Raw genomic sequence first — 26,003 nt, 5'->3', positions numbered from 1 at the left:
CCCGTTCCGTATCTACTGGAAGACACCGGGCGCCGGCGCGGTGGTCTCCTCGGTGGTGATCCGAACAGCTTCGGGTTTTGTCGGGACCCGCTGGGTGACAACCGGATATCCGTCGACCACGGTCAACGGCAGCGGGCAGGACTCCTTGAGCCGCCAGAGGGCCACGACGACGTCCGGGAACTCGTCCGGACGATCGTTGGACAGCAGGCGGATCCGAAGCCGGTCCTGCGGTGGTTCGTCGAGTTGGTCGAAGATCGCCTGGGCGGCTCGTGCTTCCTCGTCGGACTTGACGTAGACGATTATGCCCGCCATGTCCTCGCTGAGGCTCGCGCGACGGCTCTCCTCCCACGGCAGCGCCATCGTCGCCATCGGATGGGCAGGGTCGATGGGCCGGTGGTCGCAACCCAGGTAATTTTCGTCGATGCGTAGCTGGCCGTAGGCGAACTCGGTCGGCCGCAACCAGTCCTCGGCCCCACCCGGCCCGTACACCCAGTACTTCTCGGCCACCTGGGTGTGCGCCCCGTGGACGGGTCGCCCAGGTCCGCCCTGCCGGACGCTGCGCCATCGGTTGTGCGCAGCGACCGTCGGAATGTCGTCGAACCTGCGCCGTGTCCGGGTGTCCTCGGTGCGCATGTCGACCCCGAAGTGGTCGACGAAGGGTCTCGGCAGGGTGACCGCACCCTTGATCAGGTCGTCCTGGGCGATGGGGAAGGACGAAAAGATGACGTTCATGTCGCCAGGCAGCCGGTACTTCACGTAACCGGGGGCCTTCCATCGTTCCAACTGGCCCCTGGCGTGCAGTTCATGATGCGGCAGGTCAGAGAGATCGTCGAGCTTGACGTGGATGTGGATGGACTCGGCGCTGGACACGGCCTCGGTGAAGTCGAACCCTCGGTCGAGGAGTATCAGCAGTTGGTCGGGCTCGCGTCGGGAGAGGAGCTGGCGGCGCACGAGGTACTCCAGCTCCGGCTCGAGAGCCGCTCGATCGAAAGGCATGGCCGGCCTCCCCGTCTCCCACTACCCACAATCAACTCAAGATCATCGCCATCATCAAAAGTTACTGATTTCAATGGCATCTGCGATGCTATCGGTGCGCGTGAAGCCGGGCAAGAGGCCGCCTTCAGTGACCCGTTTTGGTTAGCTGCTCCGGGTGCGTATATAAAAGATCTGAACGGGAGAGAGCTGATTGACTGCCGGCTATGTTCTGATATATCGGGCGGTGTCGCGACGTGGCACTCGGTGGTCGCGCCCTGCCTTGGGTCGACAGTCGGCGATCCGACACGAGTGCGTCTGCTCGAGTCCGGTCCGGCTCGTCGCTGCGCTCGTGATCGTTGACCCGGTGGCGGCATGGCGTCACCCAAGCGCCATCGCCACCTGCGCCGCCATCGCTGCCTCGGGCTCGAATAGCGCGAAATCCGGATTCGGCATTGAATACCCTAATTTCACGTCAGGTAGGCAGCGACCTGAGGGATCCGCTGCGGGTCGGCGACAGGGTAGGGCGGCGCTTGTTGCAGCGAACCTCCCGTGGTCGCCAGCGGCGGTCGCGGCAGTGGTTTTCCCATCCCGGGCTGTGTGGCCGTCGGCAACCCGTGTTGGCGATTGCACTGACTTCTGTCAACATAGATACGTGTCTAAGCAGTCTGGTTGGCTCGGCCCGGCAGACGTCGGTGCGGGTGCGCCCTGCTGCGTGCCGATGAGTGAACGGTCGATACCCGCCGAGACCGCCGTGATACTCGCACCGGCCTTCAAGGCGCTCGGTGATCCAGTGCGGCTGCGGCTGATGTCGATGATCGCCTCCGCGCCCGGCGGCGAGATCTGCGTCTGCGACCTCACTCCGGCGTTCGACCTGTCCGGGCCGACGATCTCCCACCACCTCAAGACCCTGCGTGAGGCCGGCCTCGTTACGGCCGAGCGTCGACGGACCTGGGTCTACTACCGGGCCCGGCCGGGCATCGTGCGCCAGCTCGCGACCCTGCTCAGTATCGAGCCGTCGACCGACGTCTAGAGCCTGCGGCGATCCGCGCGCGAGTGCTGGCTGAGCCTGTCGTTCCACCGGCGATCCGGTAGACGGCCCCAGGTGGGCCGTCTACCGGACGGTGCCCCTTACCGGGCGTCGCAGGCGCCGACGCATGCGCATGGCGGCTCGATGAGGCCGCCGGCGACGGTCTCGAGCTCCTCGTCGCTGACCTCGATGACCTCCACGTCAGTCTCGTCGCTGGTCTCCATAGTTGTCACCTCCTTCCCGCTGCTCGTGGGCGGATCCGTGCCGTCGCGCCGCCGGGGTCGGTGGGCGATGGAGCGGCGGTGACGGCGGATGGTGGCTCACCCAGCTGCGCGGCGACCAGATCGGCGTAGCGGCCAGCACGGTCGAGGAGATCAGTGTGGCTGCCCTGCTCGCTCACCTTGCCTTGATCCAGAACGACGATGAGGTCAGCGTCGCGGACGGTGCTGAGCCGGTGCGCGATGATGATCTGGCTACAGTCCAGGGTGGCGAGGTTGCGATGGATGGCGGCCTCGGTGACGGCGTCGAGGTGGCTGGTGGCCTCGTCGAGCAGCAGCAGCCGGGGCCGCCGCACCAACGCGCGGGCGATGGCGAGCCGCTGCCGTTGCCCGCCCGACAGGCCGCCGCCCCGTTCGGTCAGTCGGGTACGGTAGCCGAGCTGCATCGCGGTGATCTCGTCGTGCAGACAGGCGAGCCGGGCGGCACGCTCGATATCGGCGTGGCCGACGGCGCTGTCGTGGAAAGCGATGTTCTCACTGATGGTGCCGGCGAACAGAGCCGGCTCCTGCAGGACCGTGCCGACCTGTCGGCGCAACGCACGCACGTCGAGGGCCGTCAGGTCGGTGCCGTCGATGGTGACCGTACCGGCGGTCGGCTGATGGAGGCCGAGAAGCAGAAGTGCCAGGGTGGACTTGCCCGTGCCGGACGGCCCGACGATCGCGACACGGCTGCCAGGGGCGATGACGAGGTCGATGCCGCGCAGGACCGGCGGGCTGTTGGTGTCGTAGCGGAAGGCGACGTCGCGTAGCTCGATACGGCCCGCGGCGTTGGGGGCGACGTTTGTCGGCGAGCTTTCGGAGAGCTCCGCCGGCGTGTCGAAGACGTCGGCGAGGCGTTGCAGTTGCGCGCCTGCGTGTTGCAGCCGTTGACCGTTCGCTGCCAGGACCGCGAGTGGCACGACGACTGCGGCGGCCAGCCAGGTGAGGGCGATCGCGGTGCCGGCGGACAACTGACCTGAGGCCAGGCGGGTGGCCCCGAGCCAGAGGACCAGCAGAGGTGTCAAGGTCCGCAGTGCGGTGGAGGCGGTATCGAGGGCTGCGGTGAGGTGGTTGCGGGAGATGACCGTGCGGATCCAGGTTAGGAACAACTCCGACCAGCGTGCCTGCGCCCGGTCCTCAGCCGCGGCGGCCTTGATGGTGGTGACGCCCTCGACCGTTTCGGTCATCCGACCGTAGCTCTGCGCCTGCGCAGACAGTTCGGCGGACATCCGGTCTCGGGCCAGCGGCAAGGTGACGGCCAGCAGGGCGACCTGAGCGGCGATGACGATCGTGACCACGCCGGTGACCGGCAGGTCGATGGTGGCCATGACAGCCAGGTAGATCCCGATTACGGCGAGGTCGAGAGCTGCGGTCAGGGTCTGGGCGGTGAGAACGTCGCGCAGGATGCCGATGCTGGAGGCTCGCAACATGATGTCGGCGGCGCTACGGCGCTGAAAGTAGGACAGTGGCAGGGCGAGCAGATGGGCGCTGAAGCTGACCATCGCATGGGTGTCGAGGCGTCCTTGCAGGTAGATGATCAGGGCGGAGCGCAGATAGCTGCTGACGAGATGAGCGGCGAAGACCACGACCACACCGATGCCGAGCAGGGTGAGCACCGATGAGGTCGGGGCTGGGGCCAGCCGATCGACGACGACACCCGCCAGCAGCGGCAACGCCAAGCCAAGCAGTTGTAGCACCGCGCTGACCGCGAGCAGTTGCCCGGCGGCCAGCCTGCTGCCCGGCAACCGGAACAGCGCCTGTAGGTAACGGCGCCAGAATGGTGCGGTTGATGGTGGCCGGCTGGTGAAGTCGGGCCCGGGGCTGACGGCCAGCAGGACCTGACCGCGGCCGGCGTCGAACTCGTTCATGGTGATTCGGCGACGTCCACGAGCGGGATCGGCCAGGTGCACCCGGCCCCGGCGAACCCGGTCGACGACGACGAAGTGGTCGCTGCCCCAGTGCGCCACGACAGGTAGCGGTAGCCGGGGAAGTAGCCCCGGCGCGGTCCGGTAGGCGCTGACGGTCAGACCCACGTTGCGGGCAGCCCGGGCCAGGGCGGCGGCGGTGGCGCCGTCACGTCCGGCGGGACACAGTTGCGCGGCCTCTCGTAGGGACAGGTGGTGACCGTGGGCGGTCGCGACCATGGCCAGGCAGGCGGGGGCGCACTCGGTGTCGCTGCCCTGCAGCACCAGCGGCACCCGGAGCCGGGTCACGGCAACCGTCCGGTCACCGTCGTGAGAAGCACGCCGGCCACGGCGGCGAGCGCGACCAGCACGGCCCACAGCAGCGCGAGGAACCGGGGCCGCACGGTGCGGGGAAACAGCTCGGCCCGTGGGTCGTCGAGCATGCGTCGACCGTGGTCACCGAACATCGGCACACCCGCCTTCACCTTCGCCGGAACAGCACAGCCGGGGACGCGAGAGTCCGTTGTGACCCAGTGGTGTCGCCAAACCGCTCATGCCTGCCTTTCGCCGCGTTGGGCGTCCAGTGGTTGGCAGTACTGTCACCCATCGGCCGCGACTGAACCGTGACGGCGGCGTGATGTCGCCATGACGATCAGGGGGGTTCATCCCGAAAAGCCAGAACATAGACATGAAAAAATATCAGGCTATCCTGTTGTATCGACAAGGATGACGCGCAGCGGAGGTCGCGGATGACGGTGACGGCACCGCACGACCAAGTCCTACCGTCGGACGATGGGGAGGCACTGACACTGCGGTTGCTGGGCCGCTTCGAGGTGACCGGGGTACCGGCCAGTGCACTGGGTGCAGCCGGGCAGCGACTGTTGGCGCTTATCGCGGTCAACGGTGGAGTGCTCGCCCGGTGGCAGGCGGCCCAGGCGCTGTACCCGACGACGGTGGACGCGAACGCAGCGGCGAACCTGCGGGCCCTGCTGTGGCGGCTGCAACGGCATTGCCCCGCACTGCTGCGCACCTCCGCGACCGACCTGAGACTCGCGCCCCAGGTCCGAGTCGACTACCTGATCGCCGTCGCCACCGCCCGACGCCTGCTGACCCCACCCGCCACCACGGCGCAGCCCGTCCCGGAGGTCGTCGCACAGCTACGCGAAGACCTGCTGCCGGGCTGGCCGGAGCCGTGGCTGGTCCACGAGCGCGAACGCTTCCACCAGCTCCGGCTGCACGCACTCGAAGCACTGTGCACCCATTTCAGCCTGGTCGGCAGGCACGGCGACGCGGTGGACACGGGACTGGAAGCCGTACGGGCTGACCCGTTACGGGAGTCGGCCCGCCGGGTGCTCATCGACGCCTACTTGACCGAGGGCAACGTCAGCGAGGCAGTCCGCCAGTATCAGGCGTTCGCCGTCGTCCTGCATGCCGAACTCGGTCTGCAACCCACACCGGCACTGCAACGACGGCTCGGGCCACGCGCGTCGATCAGCCCAGCCGGTGCCGTCATGACGGAGTCGTGGTCGTGATGGCGCCAGCAGCCCTTCAAGTCGAGGCAGCTGCGAGCTGCGGACCAGCCGAGTGCGGCCCGGCGGGCCCGAACGCCCGTACCCGCTGGTTCCAGATGCTGGCCGACCCGACCCGCATGGCGATCTTGACGCTGCTGCTGACCGGCCCGCACCATGTCGGACAGATCGTCGCCGCGACCAGGTTGCCGCAGAGTCGAATCTCCAACCACCTGGCCTGCCTGCGAACCTGCCGCCTGGTCGTAGCCGAACGGCAGGGCCGACGAGTGCTCTACCGGATTGGCGACCCACGGCTGCGTCTGCTCCTCGATCTCGCCGACGACCTGGCCGCCGGCAGCAACGACCTGACGGACTGCGGGTTCTGACTTGGCGAACAGAAAGGTACGTGGAGCCTGCCCGCACGACTGCCCCGACCGGTGCAGCTGGGTCGTCACCGTCGACGACGCCGGCACCGCCGTGGCCCTCAACGGCAACACCGACCACCCGCTCACCGCCGGCCGACTGTGCACCAAGGTCAACGGCTATCTCCAGGACCGGGTCTACAGCCCACACCGGATCACTCGGGCGCTGCGCAGGGTCGGCCCCAAAGGTTCCGGACAGTTCACCCCGATCGACCTGGACGAAGCACTTGACGAAGTCGCCACTCGGCTGACTAGGATCGCCGCCACCGAAGGACCTGCGACGATCATCCCGTTCAGCTACGAGGGCACCCAAGGGCTCCTGCAGTCCAAGTCGATGAGCGAGCGGTTCTTCGCCCGTCTGGGCGCCGCCGAGGTCAGCCACACCATCTGCGGACCGACCGGCGCTGCCGGCCTGTCGGCGGTCAACGGGTTCACCGTCGGTGCGCTGCCCGAAGACGCCGTCCATGCCGAACTGATCATCGTCTGGGGCGCCAACCCGGTAGTGACCAATCAGCACCTGTGGCCGGCGATGCTCGCCGCCCGATCTCGCGGGGCCCGCATCATCGTCATCGATCCGGTGGCTACCCGTACCGCCCGTGCGGCCGACTGGCACCTGATGCCCCGGCCCGGGTCGGACGCCGCGCTCGCCCTCGGCCTCGCTCACCTGGTCATCGCCGGGGACTTCGTCGACCACGACTTCATCGCCACCCGCACCACCGGCTTCGACGAGCTTGCCGCCGCCGCTGCGGACTTCACCCCCGGCCGTACCGCCGACGTCACCGGCATCGCCGAGTCCGACCTCCGTGCCCTCGCCGCCGAGTACGCTGCGGCCCGACCGGCGCTGATCCGGCTCATGGTCGGTATGGAGCACCACACCAACGGAGCCGCCCTGTACGCCGCCATCGCCGCGCTGCCCGTGTTGACCGGAATGTGGCGCCATCCTGGTGGCGGGATCGCTTACCACACCTCGCCCCTGTTCAACCGGTCCCTCAACCTCGACGGTCTGCGAATGGCGCACCTGGCACCCGGACCGCGCCGCCGCATCAACATGGTGCAACTCGGCCAGGCCCTCGCCGACCCGGACGCCGACCCGCCCGCCCGCGCGTTGGTCGTGCACGGCAGCAACCCCGCCGTCATCGTGCCCCGCCAGCCTCTCGTCCGCCGCGGTATGACTCGCGACGACCTGTTCACTGTCGTCCACGAGCATGTCCTCACTGACAGCGCGCGCTACGCCGACATCGTCCTGCCCGCCACCACCCAGCTCGAACACCTCGACCTGATGAAATCGTGGGGTCACACCGACCTCATGCTCAACCTGCCAGCCATCGATCCGCCCGGCGACGCGATCAGTGTCACCGACCTGTTCCGGGCGCTTGCCGCGCGGATGGGTTTCCCCGAACCCTGCTTCACCGACAGCGACGACGATCTGCTCGCCACCGCGTTGAGCTCCACCCACCCCCACCTGGCTGGAATCACTCTGGAGCAGCTGCGCGAACACGGCTGGCAACGCCTCAACATTCCCACCCCGCGCACCCCGTACGCGGCCGAGTTCGCCACCCCGGACGGCCGGGCGCGCCTGGCCGCCGCCGCCCGCGCCGCCACGACCGCGCTTCCACGCCCGCCGGATGCCCGGTGGCCGCTGCAACTGCTCAGCGTCAAGGGCCTACGGTCGATGAACTCCACCTATGCGGACACGACCCAGTGCGCCCGCGACGGCGGCCCGTGGCTCGACCTGCACCCCGACGACGCGGCCGCACGAGCCATCGTCGACGGGGACCTGATCGAGGTGCACAACCAGCACGCCACCATCACCCTTCACGCGCGGGTCGGAGCCCGGACCCGGCCAGGGGTGGTGGCGGTCGTGTTCGGCGCCTGGAGCGTCACGCACACCGCCGCCTCGGGCCCGGCGGTGAACCTACTCACCCCGGACAGCCTCACCGACGCCGGCGGATCCGCGTTCCATGACACCTATGTCGATGTGCGACCGGCGCGCTGAGCTGGGCGCGGCGCCGATGCGGGCCCAGAAAGGCGACCCGCCGCCGCGTCAGTACGCGCCGGTCGCACGGTGGATCGGCGGCGACCGGCCCGGTCAGAATGGGCTGAGGACCACTCCTGCGGAGCGGGGCTCGCCGTCGTGCACGAGGGACTCGAACGCGCCGACGTCGTCGAAGGCGAACGCGTACGCCTTTCCGTCGCGCATGTTGGCGTGGATGATCCGGGCGTACTGGTTGGTCGGGTTGTTGCGGTAGAACTCGGCGGCGTTGGTGCTGGGCTGGGTGTGGATGGTGCCGAGGGTGCCCCGGTTCAGTGCGGCGCACAGCGTCCGGGAGATCGGCCCGACCACCTGGTCGTTGGGGGCGGGCAGGTCACCGTCGCAGCCCCACACGCTCGCCGACGAGGGCCGGTTGAACGAGGCGACGACCTGGCCGGCACCGTTGGTGAAGGTCATCACCCGGCCCGAGGTCCGCCCGTGGTAGCGGATGTCGGGGCGGTCGCCGAACGGTACGACGGTCAGCGTCCGGCTGGTGTAGGTGTTCCATGCCGAGGTGATGTACGAGTCCAGGTAGGTGGGGCTGAACAGGCCGGCGCCGGTGGCCTTGCCGGGTGCCAGCACCCGTAGCACCGTACCGTCGCTGCGGGTCTGCACCGTGTTGGCCCAGCCGGACTGGGCGCGGATCCCGTTGATGATCGCGTTTCGGCCGCCCGCGACGACGTCGCCGGTGCGCTTGGTGACGCCGTTGGCGCCGGTCACGGTGACCGCGTGCGGCACGGCGAACATGTCCACCTGGGAGCTGTTGAGCCACAGCCCGGCGTCGTTGTAGGTGAACTCGCTCCAGTCGAACAGGATGTCGCGGTTGGGGTCGCCGGCTGCCCAGGGGGCGGGCTGGACCAGGCCGGTCGGGGTGAGGAAGAACTTCAGCTTCTCACCGAGGGAGAAGTAGACCCGGCCGGAGAAGCCGCGCGGGAAGCGGACCGTCGTGCTGCCACCGTTGGCCGGTCCGGCGATCGACGCGTCCGGGGCCGGCGACGGCGGGATCTGTCCACCGGACCAGGGGATGAACGTGCCGGCCTGGTTGACGTAGCCGAGGCGGCCGGAGGAGAGCTGAACGCCGATGACGTACAGGTGGACGGGGCCGGCTCGGCCGGTGTTGTTGGTGACGGTGACCGGCAGCAGCGCCGGGCCGACGGCCTGGGCGGGCGCGGCGGCGACGAGGCCGGTCGGGACGGCGGTGAGCAGGGCGGCCGCGACGGCCAGCAGCTTTCTTCGGACAACCATGAGGGACTCCTCCGGTCGGGATCGGTCGGTGGCAGGACGGTGAGAGAGCGCTCTCCGAGAAGAGTCTTACTGTTAACACTGTTTGTCAATAGATGTGCGGCGATGTAGTGACCCGGGGGGTTCGACGTCCGTTATCCGGTTGCCGGCGGGGCCGGGCGTCACCGACGATGACCGTCATGGCGACGGGCGAACAGCCGATGGACGCCGCTCGTCGCCGTGAGCTTGCCCGCCGGGTGCTCGACGGCTATGCCAGCGGTCCCGACGCACCGGTCCAGGCGACCGCCGACGCGCTGGTGAAGATCGACCGCGCCGTCGCCCTGGTGCTCGTCGAAGGCGTGAGCGACCAGATCGCGGTGGAGACGGCGGCGGCCGGCCGTGGCTGGGACTTCGACGCCGAACGGGTGGCGGTCGTGCCGATCGGTGGAGCACATGCCACCGGCCGGTTCCTGACCGGCCTCGGCCCGCTGCGGTCGCGGGTGCGGCTCGCCGGGCTGTGCGACCTGGCTGAGGCGGACATCGTCCGGCGCGGACTGGCCGCCGCCGGTGTCGGTACGCCCCGCACCCGGACCGATCTGGCGGATCTCGGATTCTTCGTCTGCGTCGACGACCTGGAGGACGAACTGATCCGTGCCCTGGGCGTCCAGACGGTGGAGACCGTCCTGGACTCGCAGGGCGACCTCGGATCGTTCCGTACGCTGCAGGGCCAGCCCGCCTGGCGCGACCGGCGACCCGCAGCGCAGCTGCGCCGGTTCATGGGCAGCGGCTCGCGCCGCAAGTCACGCTACGCCCGGCTGCTCGTCGAGGCGGCCGTTGCCCGCGACACCCTGCCACGACCTCTCGACCGGCTGCTTGCCTTCGTCAGACCGGACTGAAGCGGCCGTCGGACTGAAGTGGCCGTCGGACTGAAGTGGCCGTCGGACTGAAGTGGCCGCCGGACGGCGACGTCCGGCGGCCACTGAAACGCGTAGGCCCGGTCAGTCGGCCGCTGCTGCCGCCATCGCCACCTCGGCTGCGGCCGCCTGATCGAGCAGCCACCAGGTACGGCGCACCCCGCGTACGCCGCAGGCCGGCACCGCGACCGGGTCGCTGCCGCCGTACGCCCCGCCGACCGCCGCCGCCTTGTCCGCCCCGGCGGCGACCAGCCACACCTCGTCGGCGGTGTTGATGGTGGACAGGGTCAGCGTGATCCGGGTCGGCGGCGGCTTCGGGCTGTCCCGTACCGCCGCCACCGGGCGGGTCTCGCCGGTGACCGGATGCCCCGGGAACACCGACGCCACGTGCCCGTCCTCGCCGACGCCGAGCATCAGCACGTCGAACCGGGGCAGCGGGGCCGTGCCCGGGCCGGCGACCCGGTCGAGGGCGGCGGCGTACCGGGCGGCGGCCGCCTCCGGGTCGTCGCCGTCCGGCCCGTCCGACGCGGGCATCGCGTGCACCCGCTGCGGATCCAGCGGCAGTACGTCGAGCAGCGCCTCGCGGGCCTGGGTCTCGTTGCGGTCCGGGTCGCCGGCGGGCAGGAACCGCTCGTCACCCCACCAGACGTCCACCCGGGACCAGTCGACCGCGTGCCGGGCCGGCAGTTCGCCGACCGCGCGCAGCACGGCCGCCGCGACCCGCCCGCCGGTCAGCACCACAGACGCTTCGCCCCGCTCGGCCTGGGCGTCGATCAGCCGGACGACGAGCCGGGACGCCACCGCGCTGGCCAGCACGGTGGCGTCCGGGTGCACGACGAGCATGCCGGGGCCGCTCACGAGCCACTCCGAGCCGGACCGGCCGCGACGACCGCCGGGTCCGTGCCGGCGGCCGGCCCCGTGGCCTCCGCCGGGTCCTTCCAGATGTGTACCCGTTTGGCGGGCCGGGCCGACAGATCCGGCAGTCCGGCGAGGGTGCCCAGCGCCTCGGAGTAGACCTGGTCGGCGTCGAGCCGGCGCAGTTCCTCGGCGAGCTCCTCGCCGAGCGGCCGGCGGACCAGCGGCATCTGTCGCTCCGGCTGGCCGGTCCGGGTGAACATCGCCGAACTGTCCTCGCGGACCAGGCTCAGCCCGTCGCCGTTGGCGCAGCGCAGCTCCACCGACCGCATCCGGGGGAACTCGCTGGTCTCCTCCCAGCGCGGCGTGATGCCGAGCCGGGCCGCCAGCCAGCTGATCATCAAGGCGGCGGTCGGGTCGGCCCGGGGCGCGGTCACCGTGGCGCCGGTGATCTGCGCGTCGGTGGTGTCGAACGCCCCGGCGACCAGGGTGCGCCACGGGGTGATCCGGGTCCACGCCAGATCGGTGTCGCCCGACGCGTAGTCGACCGCCCGTTGCAGCAGCGCCTGCACCGGGTTGGGGGCCTGCGCCGAGTCGGTGATCCGCCGGTCGGCGACCACCCCCAGGTAGTCGTTGGCGATCTGCTCCGGCGGCTCGCCGTGCCACCAGGTCACCACCGGTACGTCCGGCACCAGCAGCGGCATCACCACCGACTCGGCGTGCAGCGCCAGCCGGCCGGAGGTACGCATGACGACCGCCTCGCACGGCCCGAGCCGGCCGCCGACGACCACTTCGGCGTCGAGCCGGCTGACCTTGCGGTCGATGTCGGAGCGGACCACCACGAGCAGCCGGCACGGGTGGGCGGCGGCGGCGATGGTGGCCGCCGCCTCCGCCTCGCGTACCCGCTTCTCGTCGACCACCACGATCAGGGTCAGCGCCATCCCGCTGGCCACGCCGCCGGCGCTGCGCCGCTCCGCGGCCAGGGCCTTGACCACCTCGTTGCCGGTGGTGTCCCACAGGCTGATCATGCTCTCCTCCAGGACCGGCCCTCGCGGGCCAGCATCTCGTCGGCGGCCCGTGGACCCCACTCGCCGGACCGGTACGGCTCCGGCCGGGTGCCCTCCCAGGCCTCTTCGAGAGGGTCGATCACCCGCCAGCTCTGCTCCACCTCGGCGGCGTCGGGGAACAGGGTGCGGTCACCGATCAGCACGTCGAGCACCAACCGCTCGTACGCCTCCGGGCTGGCCTCGGTGAACGCCTCGCCGTACTGGAAGTCCATCGCGATGTCACGGACCTCCATGGTGGTGCCCGGCACCTTGGCGCCGAACTTGAGCACCACGCCCTCGTCGGGCTGCACCCGGATGACCAGCTGGTTGTTGCTGAGCATCTCCACGTCGGTGCCGTTGAACGGCAGGTGTGGTGCGGCCTTGAACATCACCGCCACCTCGGTCACCCGGCGCGGCAACCGCTTACCGGCGCGCAGATAGAACGGCACACCGGCCCACCGGCGGTTCTGGATGCCCAGCCGCATCGCCACGTACGTCTCGGTGGTCGAGTCGGCCGGCACGTTCGGCTCCTCCAGGTAGCCGACGGCCCGCTGCCCGGCCACCCAGCCCTTCAGGTACTGACCGCGTACGGTGCCGGCGGCCACGTCGTCGGGCAGGCTGATCGCCCGCAGCACCTTCAGCTTCTCCGCCCGGATCTCGGTGGCGTCGAAGCTGGTCGGCTCCTCCATGGTGACCAGGGCCAGCAGCTGCAGCAGATGGTTCTGCACCACGTCACGGGCGGCGCCGGTGGCGTCGTAGAAGCCGGCCCGGCTGCCGATGCCGACGTCCTCGGCCATGGTGATCTGCACCGAGTCGACGTACTTGGAGTTCCACAGCGGCTCGAACAGGTTGTTGGCGAACCGCAGCGCCATGATGTTCTGGACGGTCTCCTTGCCCAGGTAGTGGTCGATGCGGAACACGTCGTCGCGGGTGAACACGTCGTCGACCAGGTCGTTGAGCGACTTCGCCGACGGCAGGTCGTAGCCGAACGGCTTCTCCACCACCACCCGGCGCCAGCCGCCGCACCGCTCGTTGTCGGCCATGCCGGTGCGGGCCAGCTGCTTGAGCACCTGCGGGAACGCCGACGGGGGGATGGAGAAGTAGAACGCGGCGTTGCCGTGGATGCCGTGCGATTCGCGCAGCCCGTCCAGGCAGGCCGACAGCTTGTCGAACGCGGCGTCGTCGTCGAACGAGCCGCCGACGAACTTGATGTTGCCGGCCAGGCGGGACCAGACCTCCTCACGCCACGGGGTACGCGCGTACTCCTTGGCCGAGTCGTGGGCCAGTGACTCGAAGTCGCCGTCGGTCCAGTCCCGCCGGGCGAAGCCGAGCACCACGAAGCCGGGCGGCAGCAGCCCTCGGTTGGCCAGGTCGTAGATGCCGGGGAGTAGTTTCTTGCGAGCCAGATCACCGGTGACACCGAAGATCACCAGAGCGCAGGGCTCCGGGATGCGCGGCAGCCGCCGGTCCTGCGGGTCGCGCAGGGGGTTCACGTCGCCTCCTCAGTCCGTTTTCCTCCGGACCAATTGTCAGCTGGGCAGGTTTCGAATCGTGTCCAGGAGTTGGGCGACGCCGGCGGCCCGATCGGTCAGGTGCAGCCGCAGCAGCGGCCGGCCCCGTCCGGCGAGCGCCTCGCGGTCACCGGCGGCCTGCGCCGCCTGCAGCTCACCGAAGCTGTACGGGCGACCGGGCACCGGCAGGTCGTCGGTGACCGCGCCGGTGATCTGCAGGAACGCGCCGACCTGCGGCCCGCCCTTGTGGTACTGCCCGGTGGAGTGCAGGAACCGTGGCCCCCAGCCGAAGGTGACCGGCCGGTCGGCGGCGGCCGCCAGCAGCGGGCGTACCCCGGCGGCGTCGGCGTCGCCGAACCGGTCCAGGTAGGCCATCACTGCGAGGTAGCCGTCGGTGCCGACGCCGTCGATCAGCCAGCGCAGCGCGCCGACCAGGTCACCCGGTACGCCGTCCGGCCCGTACACCTCGATGGATCCGTCGACGAACGACGGTGCCTCGGTCGGCGGCCCGGACGCCAGGATCCGGTTGGTGTTCTCCTTCGACTCGGTGACGTTGGGCTGGTTGAACGGGTCGATGCCGAGCACCCGGCCGGCGACCGCCGTCGCGTACTCCCAGACCAGGAACTGCGCGCCGAGCGGTCCGTTGACCGCCAGGTCGGGGCGGACCCCGCCGCCGGGCACCCCGCCCGGCTGGCCGGCACCGCCGTAGGTGACGGTGAGCACGTCCGGGCCGGCGGCGCCGGGGGCGTCCGGTGCCTCGACGACCACCGGCAGGATGCCGATGCCGTCCTTGCCGGTCGACTCGGCGATCAGCTGCTCGATCCAGTCGCCGAGCCCTTCGATCCCGGTGCCGTCGGAGACCAGCGCGACCTTGTCCCGGCCGGTGGTCGCCGCCGCGCCGAGCGCTGCGCCGAGCGCCAGCCCCGGGTTGTCCCGGTCGCCGCCGAGCGCGGCGGACAGCTGCTCGGCCTGGTCGAGCAGCTCGACCACGTCCACGCCGGCCAGCGCCGACGGGACCAGGCCGAACGCGGTCAGCGCCGAATACCGTCCGCCGACCTCCGGGTCGGCGAGCACCACGGTGGCACCCATCTCCTCGGCGGTGGTGGCCAGCGGCGAGCCGGGGTCGGTGACGATGACGAACCGCCGCCCGGCCTCGGCCTCGCTCAGCCCCGCGTCGAGGAACGCCTGCCAATACGCGCGACGGTGGCTGTCGGTCTCCACGGTGCCGCCGGACTTGCTGGCCACGACCACGACGGTCCGGTCCAGTCGGTCGCCGAGCGCCGCCCGCACCTGGTGCGGGTCGGTGGTGTCCAGCACGGTCACCGGCTTGCCGACGGTGAGCGAGATGACCTCGGGCGCCAGCGACGAGCCACCCATTCCGGCCAGCACCACGTGGTCCAGGTCGCCCAGCTCGGCCTGCAGTTCGGCGAGCTGCGGCAGCAGTTCCCGGCTGCGGGTGAAGGTGTCCAGCCAGCCGAGCCGGATCTTCGCCTCGGCCTCGGCGTCCGGGCCCCACAGCGTCGGGTCCTTGCGGGCGAGCGAGCCGGGCACCCCGTCGCCGACCAGCGCGCCCCGGGTCGACGAGGCGGCCGAGGCGTCGACCGCGTCGGCCCCGTACACGCTCAGCCCGGCTGCGGCCTCGACCCCGCCGTCGAAGAAGTCGCTCATGCGTTACCTCCGGCCTGTTTGGCTGCGGCGGCGTGCCCGCTCGCGGCCGCGTTCGGCTCACCGGCGCCGGCCGCCGCTGCGTCCAGCGACGAGCGGACCCCGTCGAGCAGCTCCTGCCAGCTGGCCTCGAACTTGCTCACCCCCTCAGACTCCAAGGTCTTGACCACGTCGTCGAGGTCGACGCCGACGGCGATCAGGTCGTCGAGCACCTGCCGGGCGGCCGGGTAGGAGCCGGTGACCGTGTCGCCCCGGGTCTCGCCGTGGTCGGCGTAGGCGTGCACCACCGACTCCGGCATGGTGTTGACCGTGCCGGGGGCGATCAGCTCCTCGACGTAGATCACGTCGCGGTAGGCCGGGTTCTTCGTCGAGGTGGAGGCCCACAGCGGGCGTTGCGGGTGGGCGCCGGCGTCGGCCAGGGCCTGCCAGCGGTCCGAGGAGAAGACCTCCGCGTACCGCTCGTACGCCAGCTGCGCGTTCGCCACGGCGGCCTTGCCCTTGAGCGCCTTGGCCTGGTCGCTGCCGATCTTGTCGAGGCGCTTGTCGATCTCGGTGTCCACCCGGGAGACGAAGAACGACGCGACCGAGCCGATGGTGGTCAGGTCGTGGCCGTTGGCCTTCGCCTGCTCCAGGCCGGCGAGGAAGGCGTCCATCACCGCGCTGTAGCGGTCCAGCGAGAAGATCAGGGTCACGTTGACGCTGATCCCCTCGGCCAGGGTGGCGGTGATCGCCGGCAGCCCGGCCTCGGTCGCCGGGATCTTGATGAACAGGTTCGGCCGGTCGACCAGCCACCACAGCGCCTTCGCCTCGGCGACGGTCTCCGCGGTGCGGTACGCCAGCCGCGGGTCGACCTCGATCGACACCCGGCCGTCGACGCCGCCGCTGGTCTCGTACGCCGGGCGCATCACGTCGCAGCCCCACCGCACGTCGTAGGTGGTGAGCATCCGGACCGCCTCGTCCACGCTGACACCTCGGGCGGCCAGGTCACGCAGCTGCCAGTTGTACTCGTCGGCGTCGGCGAGCGCGGCGGCGAAGATGGTCGGGTTGGTGGTCACGCCGGCGACGTGCTTCTCGCGGCGCAGCTGGTCCAGGTTGCCGGTGCTGAGCCGTTGCCGGGACAGGTCGTCGAGCCAGACCGCCACGCCTGCGGCGGTGAGCTCACCCAATCGGTCCGTCATCTGGTGCCTCCTCAGTTTCCGGTGGTGGTGCCGGTGATGGCGCCGACCCGGGTCAGCGACGCGTGCGCCGCCGCGACCACGGCGTCGGCGGTGAAGCCGAACTGCTCGAACAGCACCTGGTACGGGGCGCTGGCCCCGTAGTGTTCAATGCTGACCGATTCGCCACAGTCGCCGACCAGGCCACGCCAGGACATGCCGATGCCGGCCTCGACGCTGACCCGGGCCTTGACCCCGCGCGGCAGCACCGACTCGCGGTACGCCTCGTCCTGCTCGGTGAACCATTCCTGACACGGCATCGAGACCACCCGGGTGGCGACGCCCTCGGCTTCGAGGCGTTCCCGGGCGGTGAGCAGCAGCTGCACCTCGGAGCCGGAGCCCATCAGGATCACCTGCGGCTGGGCGTTGCCGGCGTCGGCCAGCACGTAGCCGCCCTTGCGGACCCCTTCGGCCGAGGCGTAGGTGTCCCGGTCGATGACCGGCACCGCCTGCCGGGTCAGCGCCAGCGCGGTCGGCCGGTCGGTGTGCTCCAGGGCGACCCGCCACGCCCAGGCGGTCTCGTTGGCGTCGGCCGGGCGGACCACGTCCAGGCCGGGGATGGCCCGCAGCGCCGACAGGTGCTCGATCGGTTGGTGGGTGGGGCCGTCCTCGCCGAGACCGATCGAGTCGTGCGTCCAGACGTAGATCACCGGGAGTTTCATCAGCGCGGCCAGCCGCACCGCCGGGCGCATGTAGTCGCTGAACACCAGGAACGTGCCGCCGTACGGACGGGTGCCGCCGTGCAGCGCGATGCCGTTGAGGATCGCCCCCATCGCGTGTTCGCGGATGCCGAAGTGCAGGGTGCGGCCGTACTCGTGGCCGGGGAACTCCTTGGTGGCGTACTCGGCCGGGACGAACGACGGCTCGCCCTTCATCGTGGTGTTGTTGCTCTCCGCCAGGTCCGCCGAGCCGCCCCACAGCTCCGGCAGCTCGGAAGCGAGGGCGGTCAGCACCTTGCCGGAGGCGGCCCGGGTGGCGACCCCCTTGGGGTCCGCCGGCCAGTCCGGCAGCGCGTCGGTCCAGCTGGTCGGCAGGGTACGGGTGACGAGCCGGTCGTGCAGCGCCTTGCGCTCCGGGTTGGCCTGCGCCCAGGCGTCGTACTTCTCGGTCCACTTCGCGTGTGCCTGCCGGCCCCGGTCGAGCACCTCGCGGATGTGGGCGAGGACCTTGTCGTCGACCGCGAAGTGCTGGTTGGGGTCGAAACCGAGGATCTCCTTGGTGGCGGCGACCTCGTCGGCGCCGAGCGCCGAGCCGTGGATCTTGCCGGTGTTCTGCTTCTTCGGCGCCGGCCAGCCGATGATGGTGCGCAGCGCGATGAACGACGGGCGGTCGGTCTCGGCGCGGGCGGCGGTCAGCGCCGCGTACAGCGCCTCGACGTCCTCGTGGTACTCGCCGTCGCCGGCCGCGCCGGCCCGCCAGTCGACGGTCTGCACGTGCCAGCCGTACGCGGCGTAGCGGGCGGCGACGTCCTCGCTGAGCGCGATCCGGGTGTCGTCCTCGATGGAGATCTGATTGTCGTCGTAGACGACGGTCAGGTTGCCGAGCTTCTGGTGCCCGGCCAGGGCGCTGGCCTCGTGGGTGATGCCTTCCTCAATGTCACCGTCGGAGGCGATCACCCAGATGTTGTGGTCGAAGACCGACTCGCCGGGCGCGGCGTCCGGGTCGAGCAGGCCGCGCTCCCGGCGGGCGGCCATCGCCATGCCGACCCCGTTGGCCAGCCCCTGGCCGAGCGGCCCGGTGGTGGTCTCGACGCCCCGGGTGTGTCCGTGCTCCGGGTGCCCGGGGGTCAGCGATCCCCATTGCCGCAACACTTTGAGGTCGTCCAGGCTCAGTCCGTAACCGGAGAAGAAGAGTTGGATGTACAGGGTGAGACTGGAGTGCCCGGCGGAGAGGACGAACCGGTCCCGGCCGGCCCAGTCCGGGTCGCTCGGGTCGTGCCGCATGACCCGGTTGAACAGCAGGTACGCCGCGGGAGCGAGGCTCATCGCGGTGCCCGGATGGCCGTTGCCGGATTTCTCCACGGCGTCGGCGGCCAGCACGCGTGCGGTGTCGACCGCGCGGCGGTCGAGGTCGGACCAGTTCAGGGGGGCATCGGTTGGTGTTGCAGCCACGGTGGGTGTGCTCCTCGTCCAGCAGGTAGGCGGAACCCTCGTCACGACCCTATCGAGCAGGGTTGAACGCGCGCCCGCCGATCTCGACAACCGGATGGTCGTCCTGGGTCGTGGTCGGCCGTCGGACCCTCCGACCGACCACCGGGGGATACGCATCGTGGCCGGTGGAAAGCCTGTCGGGTGTGACGACGAGCACCGGTGACGGGTCGGCCGGGCAGGCAAAATACCTGCGCGTACGCTGTCGGAGGCGCGTCGGCCCGCAGGTCGCCGCCAGTTGAAGGTCACCCGCCGCCGACGCCGGAAGGTGCAGCCCGTGAGCATGGTCACCGAGCGCCCCGCCCATGACCGGGCGCGGGTCAGGTCCGTCGCCGAAGCGGACCGGGTGCCCGGCACAGCGGCGGTGGATCCGGGACCGGTGGCCGCCCCCGACTGGCTGGCCGTGGTCCGGGCGTACGTGTCGCTCACCAAACCGCGGATCATCGAGCTGCTGCTGGTCACGACCGTACCGACGATGATGGTCGCGGCCGGTGGGCTGCCGTCGCTGGGGCTGGTGGCGGTGGTGCTGGTCGGCGGTACCCTGGCCGCCGGTGCGGCGAACGCGTTGAACTGCTTCATCGACCGGGACATCGACCAGCTGATGCGCCGGACGAAGCGCCGGCCGCTGCCGAACCACGTGGTCAGCCCCAGGCACGCGCTGATCTTCGGGTTGGTGCTCGCGGTGGGCTCGGTGGCCCTGATGGCGGTCTTCACCAACTGGATCGCCACCGGGCTGACCCTCGCGGCGATCGCCTACTACGACCTCGTCTACACGCTGTGGTTGAAGCGCACGACGCCGCAGAACACGTTCTGGGGTGGCATCTGCGGCGCTGCCCCGGTGCTGATCGGCTGGGCAGCGGTGACCGGTGGCCTGGCGCCGGTGGCCTGGGCGCTGTTCGCCGTGGTGTTCTTCTGGCAGCTGCCGCACTTCTACGCGTTGGCGATCAAGTACAAGGTGGACTACGCGCGGGCCGGGATCCCGATGCTGCCGGTGGTGGCCTCCGAACGTCGGGTGGGCGTGGAGATCGTGCTGTTCAGCTGGTTGACGGTCGGGTCGTCGGTGCTGGTCTGGCCGTTGGGCATGTCGTTGATCTACGCGGTGCCGGCGGTCGTGGTCGGGGTCGTCTTCCTGCTGGAGGCCCACCGGCTGCAGCGCCGGTCCGGGCGTGGTCTGCCGGTCCAGCCGATGCGGCTGTTCCACTGGTCGACGACCTACCTCACGGTGCTCTTCGTCGCCGTGGCGTTGGACGCGCTGATCTGACGCCGGGTCCCGCCCCGTCCAGGCCCCGAACTTCTGTCGTGTTTGCCGTTTTTCGTGCTGAAATTTGTCCCTTTTTGTAGGCTGAAATCACCATCAATCACCTGTGGGACTTCTTAAACTCACGGATGATTGGAGTCACAAAAAGCCGACATCCGATCGGCGAAACGTCGTCGCTCTGCTTACGCTTCGCGTATGGCAGATGGTTCCGATACGACGCTGGCGACCGAATCCGTCCCGGGGGACGCCCCCTCTGGTCTGGTCGCCGGCATCCGGTCCTTCGCCGCTGGCCACGGCGGTGCGAAGGCGGTCATCGAGTATGTCGGCAAGCGTGGCGCACGGATCGTCCTGGTGGGGGAGGACGGCGCCTGGGGCGACCAGTTCGCTGACGGCACCGACGTGGCCCGCGCCGCCTGCCTCAAGGCGGGGGTCGAGATCGAGAACGAGTGGGAGCGGGAGCTGATGGATCAGATGCGGCCCAGCAACGACCTGTGGCGGTCGATGTCGCGTCGCAGTCTGGCGCGCTGACCAGCCCGTTCCCGTCCTGCACAACGAACGACGACCAGTTGCGTGACTGGACGAGCGGTCCGTCAGCTGGAGGAATAGAGCCGAGCGAGACCCGGGCGGTTACGCCCGGGTCTCGCTCGTTGTCCGCCGCCGTAACCGCGGCTGCACGTCCGGCTGTTCGGCGGCTAGCCGCGGCTAGACGTGGGCCGGCGGCCGGACGGGTGCCGGTGGCACCGGTAGCGCGGTGCCGCTGTCGGCGCCCCAGCCGATCGTCCGATACGTCTGCGGACGCCTGGCGCGCAGCCAGAGCGCCCAGCCGACGCCAGCCAGCGCGGCCAGGGCGTACCCGGCCGGGAACCACCAGCGCAGCGGGGACGCGCCGATGCCGAGCAGGTCACCGAAGCTGGTGACGGTGCCGACGAGGATCAGCCCGAGCGCGCCGGTGGCCGCGCCCGGCGCGACCAGTCGCCGCCAGGCCGACTCGCCACGCGGGTCGCGGCGGAAGTAGCCGATCACCGCGAGCGAGGTCACGGTCATCAGGATCAGCACGCCGAGCCCACCGGTGACGGTCACCCAGAAGAACAGGTGGGTGATGGGATCCAGGCCGGTCGCCGCGTACGCCACGATCACCGCGACGGCCAGCCCGCTCTGCACCAGCGAGCCCAGCTTCGGCGCGCCGGTCCGCCGGTTTGTCCGGCCGAGCGCCGCCGGCAGCACCCGTTCCCGCCCGAGGGCGAACAGGTAGCGGGCAACGGTGTTGTGGAACGCGAGCAGCGCGGCGAACAGGCTGGTCAGGAACAACAACCGGCCGGCGTCCACGAGCGTCGTGCCGATGTGCGGGTCGACCAGCACGAACATCAGTTCGGTGCCGTGCTCGCGGGCCTGGGCGACGACGTCGTTCGGGCCGGCCGCCACCGCCATCGCCCAGGCGGAACCCGCGTAGCACACTCCGGCGATCGTCACCGCGAAGTAGGTGGCCCGGGCGACCGTACGACGCGGATCCCGGGTCTCCTCGGCGAACACCGTGCCGGCCTCGACACCGACGAAACCGGCTATGCCGCCGACCAGCATCGCCGCCACCCCCGGGGTGAGCAGCTGGCGGGGGTCGAGACCCGCCACGGCGGCACCGTCGGCGGGGTGGCCGACCATGACGATGCTGTAGCCGATGATGACCGCGAGCTCGGCCAGCAGCAGGCCGGCCAGGATCCGGCCGTTGAGGTCGACGCGGGCCAGGCCGAGCACGGTCACCAGGGCCCAGCCGGCCAGCGCGCAGAGCCACCACGGCACGGTGGCACCGGCGACGGCGAGTACCTCGGCGGCAACCACGCCGAAGGCGCCGTACAGCCCGATCTGCATCGCGTTGTACGCGACGACGGCGACGAACGCCGCCGCGATGCCGGGGATCCGGCCGAGACCGTGCGCGACGTAGCTGTACATCGCGCCGGCGTTGACGACGTGCCGGCTCATCGCCACGTAGCCGACGGCGAAGACCGCCATCACCACCGCGATGAGCAGGTAGGCGACCGGCACCGCGGTGGTGCCGGTGACGGCGTAGCCGGTGCTGGCGCCGCCGGCCACCACGGTCAGCGGCGCGGCGGCGGCGAGAACGAAGAACAACACCTGGGGTACGCCCAGGCGGGACCGGGCCAACGTCGCGGCGACGGTGCCGGACCGGCTCGTACGGAAGGTAGACACGCGGGAGCTCCGAAAGTGGGTCAGTCAGGAAAACGCGGGAGTGCGCGTGCGGTGACGGAGGATCGTCCGGGGTGCCGCTACGCGGGTCTGGTCCAGGCAGGGGACCGACCAGGGGCGCGGCAGCCACGGCACGGGGGGACCGTCACTGCCGCGCCCGGTTCGTCGTGCCGGTGGTTGTGCCCCGGCACAGGCGTAGCCTCACCGGTACTCTCCGCTATGGGGATAGGTCTGCCGTTTTCAACCGTCTTCAACGGTTGGCGACCTTACGGTTGCGCTCTGACCAGGGGGCGCTTGTTTGCGTCACCGGAAACCAACCCGGCCGCGCCCGACTCCGGCCCGGTAGCGGCTGATCCCGGCCCGGTAGCGGCTGATTCCGGCCCGGTGGCGCCTGATTCCGGCCCGGTGGCGCCTGGTTCCGGCCCGGCCGGGTCCCGGGTCCGGGTGGACCAGAGCACGCCGAGGGTGGCCAGCCACACCAGGCAGGCGCCGAGCATGTGCGCGCTGACCAGCGCGACCGGCAGGTCGGTGAGGTACTGGACCACGCCGATCAGTCCCTGGGCGAGCTCCACGGCGATGAGCCCGGCCGCCGCGCGTACCGCAGGTCGGGGTGCGCCGACCGCACGCAACGCGAACCACCAGGCGACCGACAGCCCGATCAGCAGGGCGACCGAGTCGGCGTGCAGCTGGGACATGGCCTGCGGGTCCAGCCCGGTGCGCCCGGCGTCCGGGTCGCCGGCGTGCGGGCCGCTGCCGGTCACCACGGTGCCGAGTACCAGCACCCCGAAGCTCACGGCGGTGATCACGAAGGCCAACTGGCGCAGTGGCCGGGCCACCACGTCGCGGGTGGCGCGGCCGCCGGCGCGTACCCGTCGCCACAACCCGTACGCCATCGCGAGGGCGACCATCGACAGCATGAAGTGCAGCGCCACCACCCAGGGGTTGAGCTGCACTCGGACGCTGACCCCGCCGATCAGGCCCTGCAGGATCACCAGACCCAGTACGCCGAGAGCTGGTCCGCGCAGGTCCAACCGGCGTGGTCGGGACCGCAGCACCGCCAGCAGGGTGGCGAGCGCGATCATGCCGACCAGGATGCCGAGGACCCGGTTGCCGAACTCGATGATGCCGAGCACGCCCATCTCCGGCGTGGTGACGTAGGAATCGTCGGTGCAGCGCGGCCAGGTCGGGCAGCCGAGCCCGGACCCGGTGAGCCGCACGCCGCCCCCGGTCAGCACGATCGCGACGTTGGCCACCAAGGAGGCGAGCGTGAGCCGCCGGAGCAGGGCGGGGCCGGCGGTCAGCCGACCGGACGGGGAGACGGGCACGGCGGCAATCGTACCGATATGGCGGATACCACAGCCGTGCGGTGCCGCCGGTACCACAGCCCCACGGTGCCGCCGGCCGACTGCGGCAAGGCCGCGCCGTGCTGGTCCCGGTGGCGGTCACGCTCGGTGCGGTGGATCACCTGGGGGCGCGTTTGCGGCCGACCGCTGAAATACGTAACGTTGGCGTAGTGAAAAACAGGGTGGGCCTTACAGAGGGCGGGTCGGCGACCGGTGCGGTCGCCGCCGGCCCGGACGGGCGTACCCGAGACCGCCTGGTCGCGCTGCTGCTGGAGCGGGGGGCGGCGACCGCCGCTCAGCTCGGTGACGAGCTCGGGCTGAGCCCGGCGGCGATCCGCCGCCACCTGGACGCGATGCTCGCCGACGGCGACGTGGTGACCCGGGACGCGGTCACTCGGGCCCGTCGGCGACGCGGCCGGCCGGCCAAGGTCTTCCGGCTCAGCGACGACGCCCGGTCCCGGCACGGGCGCTACCGCTACGACAGCATGGCCGCCGCCGCTCTGCGCTGGATCGCCGGCCACGGCGGCGAGGCGGAGCTGGAGGCGTTCGCGGCGGCTCAGGTCGCCGGGTTGGAGACGCGGTGCCGGGCGGCGATCGACGGTGCCGGTGCGGACCCGATCGCCCGCGCCGAGGCCCTCGCCGCCGCACTCAGCGCCGAGGGCTACGCTGCCAACGCGTCCACCATCGCGTCCGGGGGGCAGTTGTGCCAGCATCACTGTCCCGTGGCCCATGTGGCTGCCGAGTTTCCGCAGTTGTGCGAGGCTGAGACTGCGGTGATCTCCCGGCTGATCGGCACCCACGTCCAGCGGCTGGCCACCATCGCCCACGGCGACGGGGTGTGCACCACGCACATTCCAGACCCGAGACGGGCCGACGCCGCCCCGGCACCCGGTTCCGACCCATCCGGTTCCGACCCATCCGGTGCCGACCCATCCGGTTCCGATCCGCTCGGTGCTGTCGCGACCGGCGGCACCCGGACCGTTGCCACCAAAGTTTCCACCGACCACGTCACCAGCACTGTGAGGACAGATAGATGACCGAGCAGACCGTCGCGCCCATCTCCCAGGAGGAGCACCTCGCGGCCCTCGGCCGGTACGAGTACGGCTGGGCCGACCGCGACGTGGCCGGCGCTGCCGCCCAGCGCGGGCTCAACGAGGCGGTGGTGCGTGACATCTCCGCCAAGAAGAACGAGCCGCAGTGGATGCTCGACCTGCGGCTCAAAGGGCTGCGGCTGTTCGGCCGCAAGCCCATGCCGGCCTGGGGTGCCGACCTCACCGGGATCGACTTCGACAACATCAAGTACTTCGTCCGCTCCACCGAGAAGCAGGCCGCCAGCTGGGAGGACCTGCCCGAGGAGATCAAGAACACCTACGACAAGCTGGGCATCCCGGAGGCGGAGAAGCAGCGGCTGATCGCCGGCGTCGCCGCCCAGTACGAGTCCGAGGTGGTCTACCACAAGATCCGTGAGGACCTGGAGGAGCAGGGCGTGGTGTTCCTCGACACCGACACCGCGCTGCGCGAGCACGAGGACATCTTCAAGGAGTACTTCGGCACCGTGATCCCGGTCGGCGACAACAAGTTCGCCGCGCTGAACACCGCGGTCTGGTCCGGTGGATCGTTCATCTACGTGCCGAAGGGTGTGCACGTGGAGATCCCGCTGCAGGCCTACTTCCGGATCAACACGGAAAACATGGGCCAGTTCGAGCGGACCCTGATCATCGTCGACGAGGGCGCCTACGTGCACTACGTCGAGGGCTGCACCGCGCCGATCTACTCCTCCGACTCGCTGCACAGCGCGGTGGTCGAGATCGTGGTGAAGAAGAACGCCCGCTGCCGCTACACGACCATCCAGAACTGGTCGAACAACGTCTACAACCTGGTCACCAAGCGGGCCGTCTGCCACGCCGGCGCGACCATGGAGTGGATCGACGGCAACATCGGTTCCAAGGTCACCATGAAGTACCCGGCCGTGTTCATGACCGGTGAGCACGCCAAGGGCGAGGTGCTCTCGGTGGCGATGGCCGGCGAGGGGCAGCACCAGGACGCCGGCGCGAAGATGGTGCACGCGGCACCGCACACCTCCTCGACGATCGTCTCCAAGTCGATCGCCCGCGGCGGCGGCCGGACCTCCTATCGCGGGCTGGTCCAGGTGCTGGAGGGCTCGCAGCACAGCCGGTCGACGGTGAAGTGCGACGCGCTGCTGGTCGACGCGGTCTCCCGGTCGGACACCTACCCCTACGTCGACATCCGCGAGGACGACGTCGCCATGGGGCACGAGGCGACCGTCTCCAAGGTCAGCGACGACCAGCTGTTCTACCTGATGAGCCGGGGTCTGAGCGAGGACGAGGCGATGGCCATGATCGTCCGGGGCTTCATCGAGCCGATCGCCAAGGAACTCCCGATGGAGTACGCCCTCGAGCTGAACCGGCTGATCGAGCTGCAGATGGAGGGCGCGGTCGGCTGACCCGCCCGAGACACCGCCCCACCGACACCGCCGAGAACAGG

Annotated in this window: 21 protein-coding genes and 1 pseudogene; 9 read left to right on the top strand and 13 right to left on the bottom strand. The window is 70.5% G+C overall.

Annotated elements, in window-relative coordinates:
* Positions 1-12: 12 nt before the first annotated feature.
* A complete protein-coding gene (locus O7629_RS15175) occupies positions 13-996 on the bottom strand; it encodes a hypothetical protein (protein WP_278169910.1) in 984 nt (327 codons plus the stop codon).
* Between the two features lie 697 nt (positions 997-1,693).
* Between O7629_RS15175 and O7629_RS15170 the strand changes: the two genes are divergently transcribed.
* The gene (locus tag O7629_RS15170; RefSeq protein ID WP_278174541.1) at positions 1,694-2,005 is read left to right on the top strand and encodes a metalloregulator ArsR/SmtB family transcription factor; all 312 of its coding nucleotides are present in this window, start codon (positions 1,694-1,696) and stop codon (positions 2,003-2,005) included.
* A 98-nt stretch (positions 2,006-2,103) separates the two neighbouring features.
* On the opposite strand, the gene O7629_RS15165 is transcribed toward O7629_RS15170, so the two are convergent.
* The 3 genes from O7629_RS15165 to O7629_RS15155 are packed head-to-tail and all read right to left on the bottom strand — an operon-like array spanning position 2,104 to position 4,606.
* Positions 2,104-2,226: a hypothetical protein gene (locus O7629_RS15165; RefSeq protein ID WP_278169909.1), complete on the bottom strand. Its 123-nt coding sequence runs from the start codon at positions 2,224-2,226 to the stop codon at positions 2,104-2,106.
* Positions 2,227-2,231: 5 nt separating this feature from the next.
* Entirely contained in the window at positions 2,232-4,472 is a 2,241-nt protein-coding gene (locus tag O7629_RS15160; RefSeq protein ID WP_278169908.1) for a peptidase domain-containing ABC transporter, read from the bottom strand.
* Entirely contained in the window at positions 4,469-4,606 is a 138-nt protein-coding gene (locus O7629_RS15155; RefSeq protein ID WP_278169906.1) for a hypothetical protein, read from the bottom strand. Before O7629_RS15155 ends, O7629_RS15160 begins: the two co-directional genes overlap by 4 nt.
* Positions 4,607-4,912: 306 nt before the next feature.
* On the opposite strand from O7629_RS15155, the gene O7629_RS15150 reads away from it, so the two are divergent.
* From O7629_RS15150 to O7629_RS15140, 3 genes are read left to right on the top strand one after another with little or no spacing between them, the layout of a single operon-like run.
* Positions 4,913-5,695, top strand: a complete 783-nt coding sequence (locus O7629_RS15150; protein WP_278169904.1) for a bacterial transcriptional activator domain-containing protein — start codon at positions 4,913-4,915, stop codon at positions 5,693-5,695.
* Complete coding sequence (locus O7629_RS15145; RefSeq protein WP_347403671.1) at positions 5,695-6,057, top strand: metalloregulator ArsR/SmtB family transcription factor; 363 nt, start codon at positions 5,695-5,697, stop codon at positions 6,055-6,057. The genes O7629_RS15150 and O7629_RS15145 overlap by 1 nt, the downstream gene beginning before the upstream one ends.
* A gap of 1 nt (position 6,058) precedes the next feature.
* Positions 6,059-8,089: a molybdopterin-dependent oxidoreductase gene (locus O7629_RS15140; protein ID WP_278169902.1), complete on the top strand. Its 2,031-nt coding sequence runs from the start codon at positions 6,059-6,061 to the stop codon at positions 8,087-8,089.
* A 93-nt stretch (positions 8,090-8,182) separates the two neighbouring features.
* Here the strand turns inward: O7629_RS15140 and O7629_RS15135 are convergent, their stop codons facing one another.
* A complete protein-coding gene (locus O7629_RS15135) occupies positions 8,183-9,370 on the bottom strand; it encodes a beta-1,3-glucanase family protein (RefSeq protein WP_278169901.1) in 1,188 nt (395 codons plus the stop codon).
* A 176-nt stretch (positions 9,371-9,546) separates the two neighbouring features.
* Between O7629_RS15135 and O7629_RS15130 the strand changes: the two genes are divergently transcribed.
* On the top strand, positions 9,547-10,242 hold the full coding sequence (locus O7629_RS15130; protein WP_278169900.1) for a TOPRIM nucleotidyl transferase/hydrolase domain-containing protein: 696 nt from the start codon (positions 9,547-9,549) through the stop codon (positions 10,240-10,242).
* A 102-nt stretch (positions 10,243-10,344) separates the two neighbouring features.
* Here O7629_RS15130 and pgl read toward each other — a convergent pair whose 3' ends face one another.
* The 6 genes from pgl to tkt are packed head-to-tail and all read right to left on the bottom strand — an operon-like array spanning position 10,345 to position 18,662.
* Complete coding sequence (gene pgl / locus O7629_RS15125; RefSeq protein ID WP_278174539.1) at positions 10,345-11,103, bottom strand: 6-phosphogluconolactonase; 759 nt, start codon at positions 11,101-11,103, stop codon at positions 10,345-10,347.
* 11 nt (positions 11,104-11,114) lie between these two features.
* The gene (locus tag O7629_RS15120) at positions 11,115-12,143 is read right to left on the bottom strand and encodes a glucose-6-phosphate dehydrogenase assembly protein OpcA (protein WP_278169899.1); all 1,029 of its coding nucleotides are present in this window, start codon (positions 12,141-12,143) and stop codon (positions 11,115-11,117) included.
* Entirely contained in the window at positions 12,140-13,654 is a 1,515-nt protein-coding gene (gene zwf / locus O7629_RS15115; RefSeq protein ID WP_278169898.1) for a glucose-6-phosphate dehydrogenase, read from the bottom strand. Before zwf ends, O7629_RS15120 begins: the two co-directional genes overlap by 4 nt.
* Positions 13,655-13,690: 36 nt before the next feature.
* Positions 13,691-15,340 carry a glucose-6-phosphate isomerase gene (locus O7629_RS15110; protein WP_278169897.1) on the bottom strand — a complete coding sequence of 550 codons (1,650 nt, stop codon included), beginning with the start codon at positions 15,338-15,340 and terminating at the stop codon, positions 13,691-13,693.
* Entirely contained in the window at positions 15,337-16,515 is a 1,179-nt protein-coding gene (tal, locus tag O7629_RS15105; RefSeq protein WP_278169896.1) for a transaldolase, read from the bottom strand. Before tal ends, O7629_RS15110 begins: the two co-directional genes overlap by 4 nt.
* 11 nt (positions 16,516-16,526) lie before the next feature.
* Positions 16,527-18,662: a transketolase gene (gene tkt, locus O7629_RS15100; protein WP_278169895.1), complete on the bottom strand. Its 2,136-nt coding sequence runs from the start codon at positions 18,660-18,662 to the stop codon at positions 16,527-16,529.
* A 313-nt stretch (positions 18,663-18,975) separates the two neighbouring features.
* On the opposite strand from tkt, the gene O7629_RS15095 reads away from it, so the two are divergent.
* Positions 18,976-19,959 (top strand): heme o synthase, encoded by a 984-nt coding sequence (locus O7629_RS15095; protein ID WP_278169894.1) that lies wholly within the window; start codon positions 18,976-18,978, stop codon positions 19,957-19,959.
* 192 nt (positions 19,960-20,151) lie between these two features.
* Positions 20,152-20,484, top strand: a complete 333-nt coding sequence (locus O7629_RS15090) for a hypothetical protein (RefSeq protein WP_123602407.1) — start codon at positions 20,152-20,154, stop codon at positions 20,482-20,484.
* Between the two features lie 174 nt (positions 20,485-20,658).
* Here O7629_RS15090 and O7629_RS15085 read toward each other — a convergent pair whose 3' ends face one another.
* The gene (locus O7629_RS15085) at positions 20,659-22,158 is read right to left on the bottom strand and encodes an APC family permease (protein ID WP_278169893.1); all 1,500 of its coding nucleotides are present in this window, start codon (positions 22,156-22,158) and stop codon (positions 20,659-20,661) included.
* Positions 22,159-22,421: 263 nt separating this feature from the next.
* Positions 22,422-23,480, bottom strand: a complete 1,059-nt coding sequence (locus tag O7629_RS15080) for a COX15/CtaA family protein (RefSeq protein WP_278169892.1) — start codon at positions 23,478-23,480, stop codon at positions 22,422-22,424.
* Between the two features lie 200 nt (positions 23,481-23,680).
* Here O7629_RS15080 and O7629_RS15075 point away from each other — a divergent pair.
* Both O7629_RS15075 and sufB read left to right on the top strand, forming a co-directional pair.
* Positions 23,681-24,355 (top strand): annotated as a pseudogene (locus O7629_RS15075) (HTH domain-containing protein); the annotation flags it as partial.
* 176 nt (positions 24,356-24,531) lie between these two features.
* Positions 24,532-25,962 (top strand): Fe-S cluster assembly protein SufB, encoded by a 1,431-nt coding sequence (gene sufB, locus O7629_RS15070; RefSeq protein ID WP_278169891.1) that lies wholly within the window; start codon positions 24,532-24,534, stop codon positions 25,960-25,962.
* The last annotated feature ends 41 nt before the right edge of the window (positions 25,963-26,003 follow it).

The sequence above is a fragment of the Solwaraspora sp. WMMD792 genome (genome assembly GCF_029626105.1).
GTDB lineage: Bacteria > Actinomycetota > Actinomycetes > Mycobacteriales > Micromonosporaceae > Micromonospora_E.
Note: the sequence above shows the minus strand (reverse complement) of the source record. Positions and strands in the feature narration are given on the sequence as shown.

Bases quoted from the DNA above. Each gene is read 5' to 3' on its own strand.
- O7629_RS15175 (WP_278169910.1), bottom strand. From the start codon at position 996: ATGCCTTTCGATCGAGCGGCTCTCGAGCCGGAGCTGGAGTACCTCGTG.
- O7629_RS15170 (WP_278174541.1), top strand. From the start codon at position 1,694: ATGAGTGAACGGTCGATACCCGCCGAGACCGCCGTGATACTCGCACCG.
- O7629_RS15165 (WP_278169909.1), bottom strand. From the start codon at position 2,226: ATGGAGACCAGCGACGAGACTGACGTGGAGGTCATCGAGGTCAGCGAC.
- O7629_RS15155 (WP_278169906.1), bottom strand. From the start codon at position 4,606: ATGCTCGACGACCCACGGGCCGAGCTGTTTCCCCGCACCGTGCGGCCC.
- O7629_RS15150 (WP_278169904.1), top strand. From the start codon at position 4,913: ATGACGGTGACGGCACCGCACGACCAAGTCCTACCGTCGGACGATGGG.
- O7629_RS15145 (WP_347403671.1), top strand. From the start codon at position 5,695: ATGGCGCCAGCAGCCCTTCAAGTCGAGGCAGCTGCGAGCTGCGGACCA.
- O7629_RS15135 (WP_278169901.1), bottom strand. From the start codon at position 9,370: ATGGTTGTCCGAAGAAAGCTGCTGGCCGTCGCGGCCGCCCTGCTCACC.
- O7629_RS15130 (WP_278169900.1), top strand. From the start codon at position 9,547: ATGGCGACGGGCGAACAGCCGATGGACGCCGCTCGTCGCCGTGAGCTT.
- pgl (WP_278174539.1), bottom strand. From the start codon at position 11,103: ATGCTCGTCGTGCACCCGGACGCCACCGTGCTGGCCAGCGCGGTGGCG.
- O7629_RS15120 (WP_278169899.1), bottom strand. From the start codon at position 12,143: ATGATCAGCCTGTGGGACACCACCGGCAACGAGGTGGTCAAGGCCCTG.
- O7629_RS15110 (WP_278169897.1), bottom strand. From the start codon at position 15,340: ATGAGCGACTTCTTCGACGGCGGGGTCGAGGCCGCAGCCGGGCTGAGC.
- tal (WP_278169896.1), bottom strand. From the start codon at position 16,515: ATGACGGACCGATTGGGTGAGCTCACCGCCGCAGGCGTGGCGGTCTGG.
- O7629_RS15090 (WP_123602407.1), top strand. From the start codon at position 20,152: ATGGCAGATGGTTCCGATACGACGCTGGCGACCGAATCCGTCCCGGGG.
- sufB (WP_278169891.1), top strand. From the start codon at position 24,532: ATGACCGAGCAGACCGTCGCGCCCATCTCCCAGGAGGAGCACCTCGCG.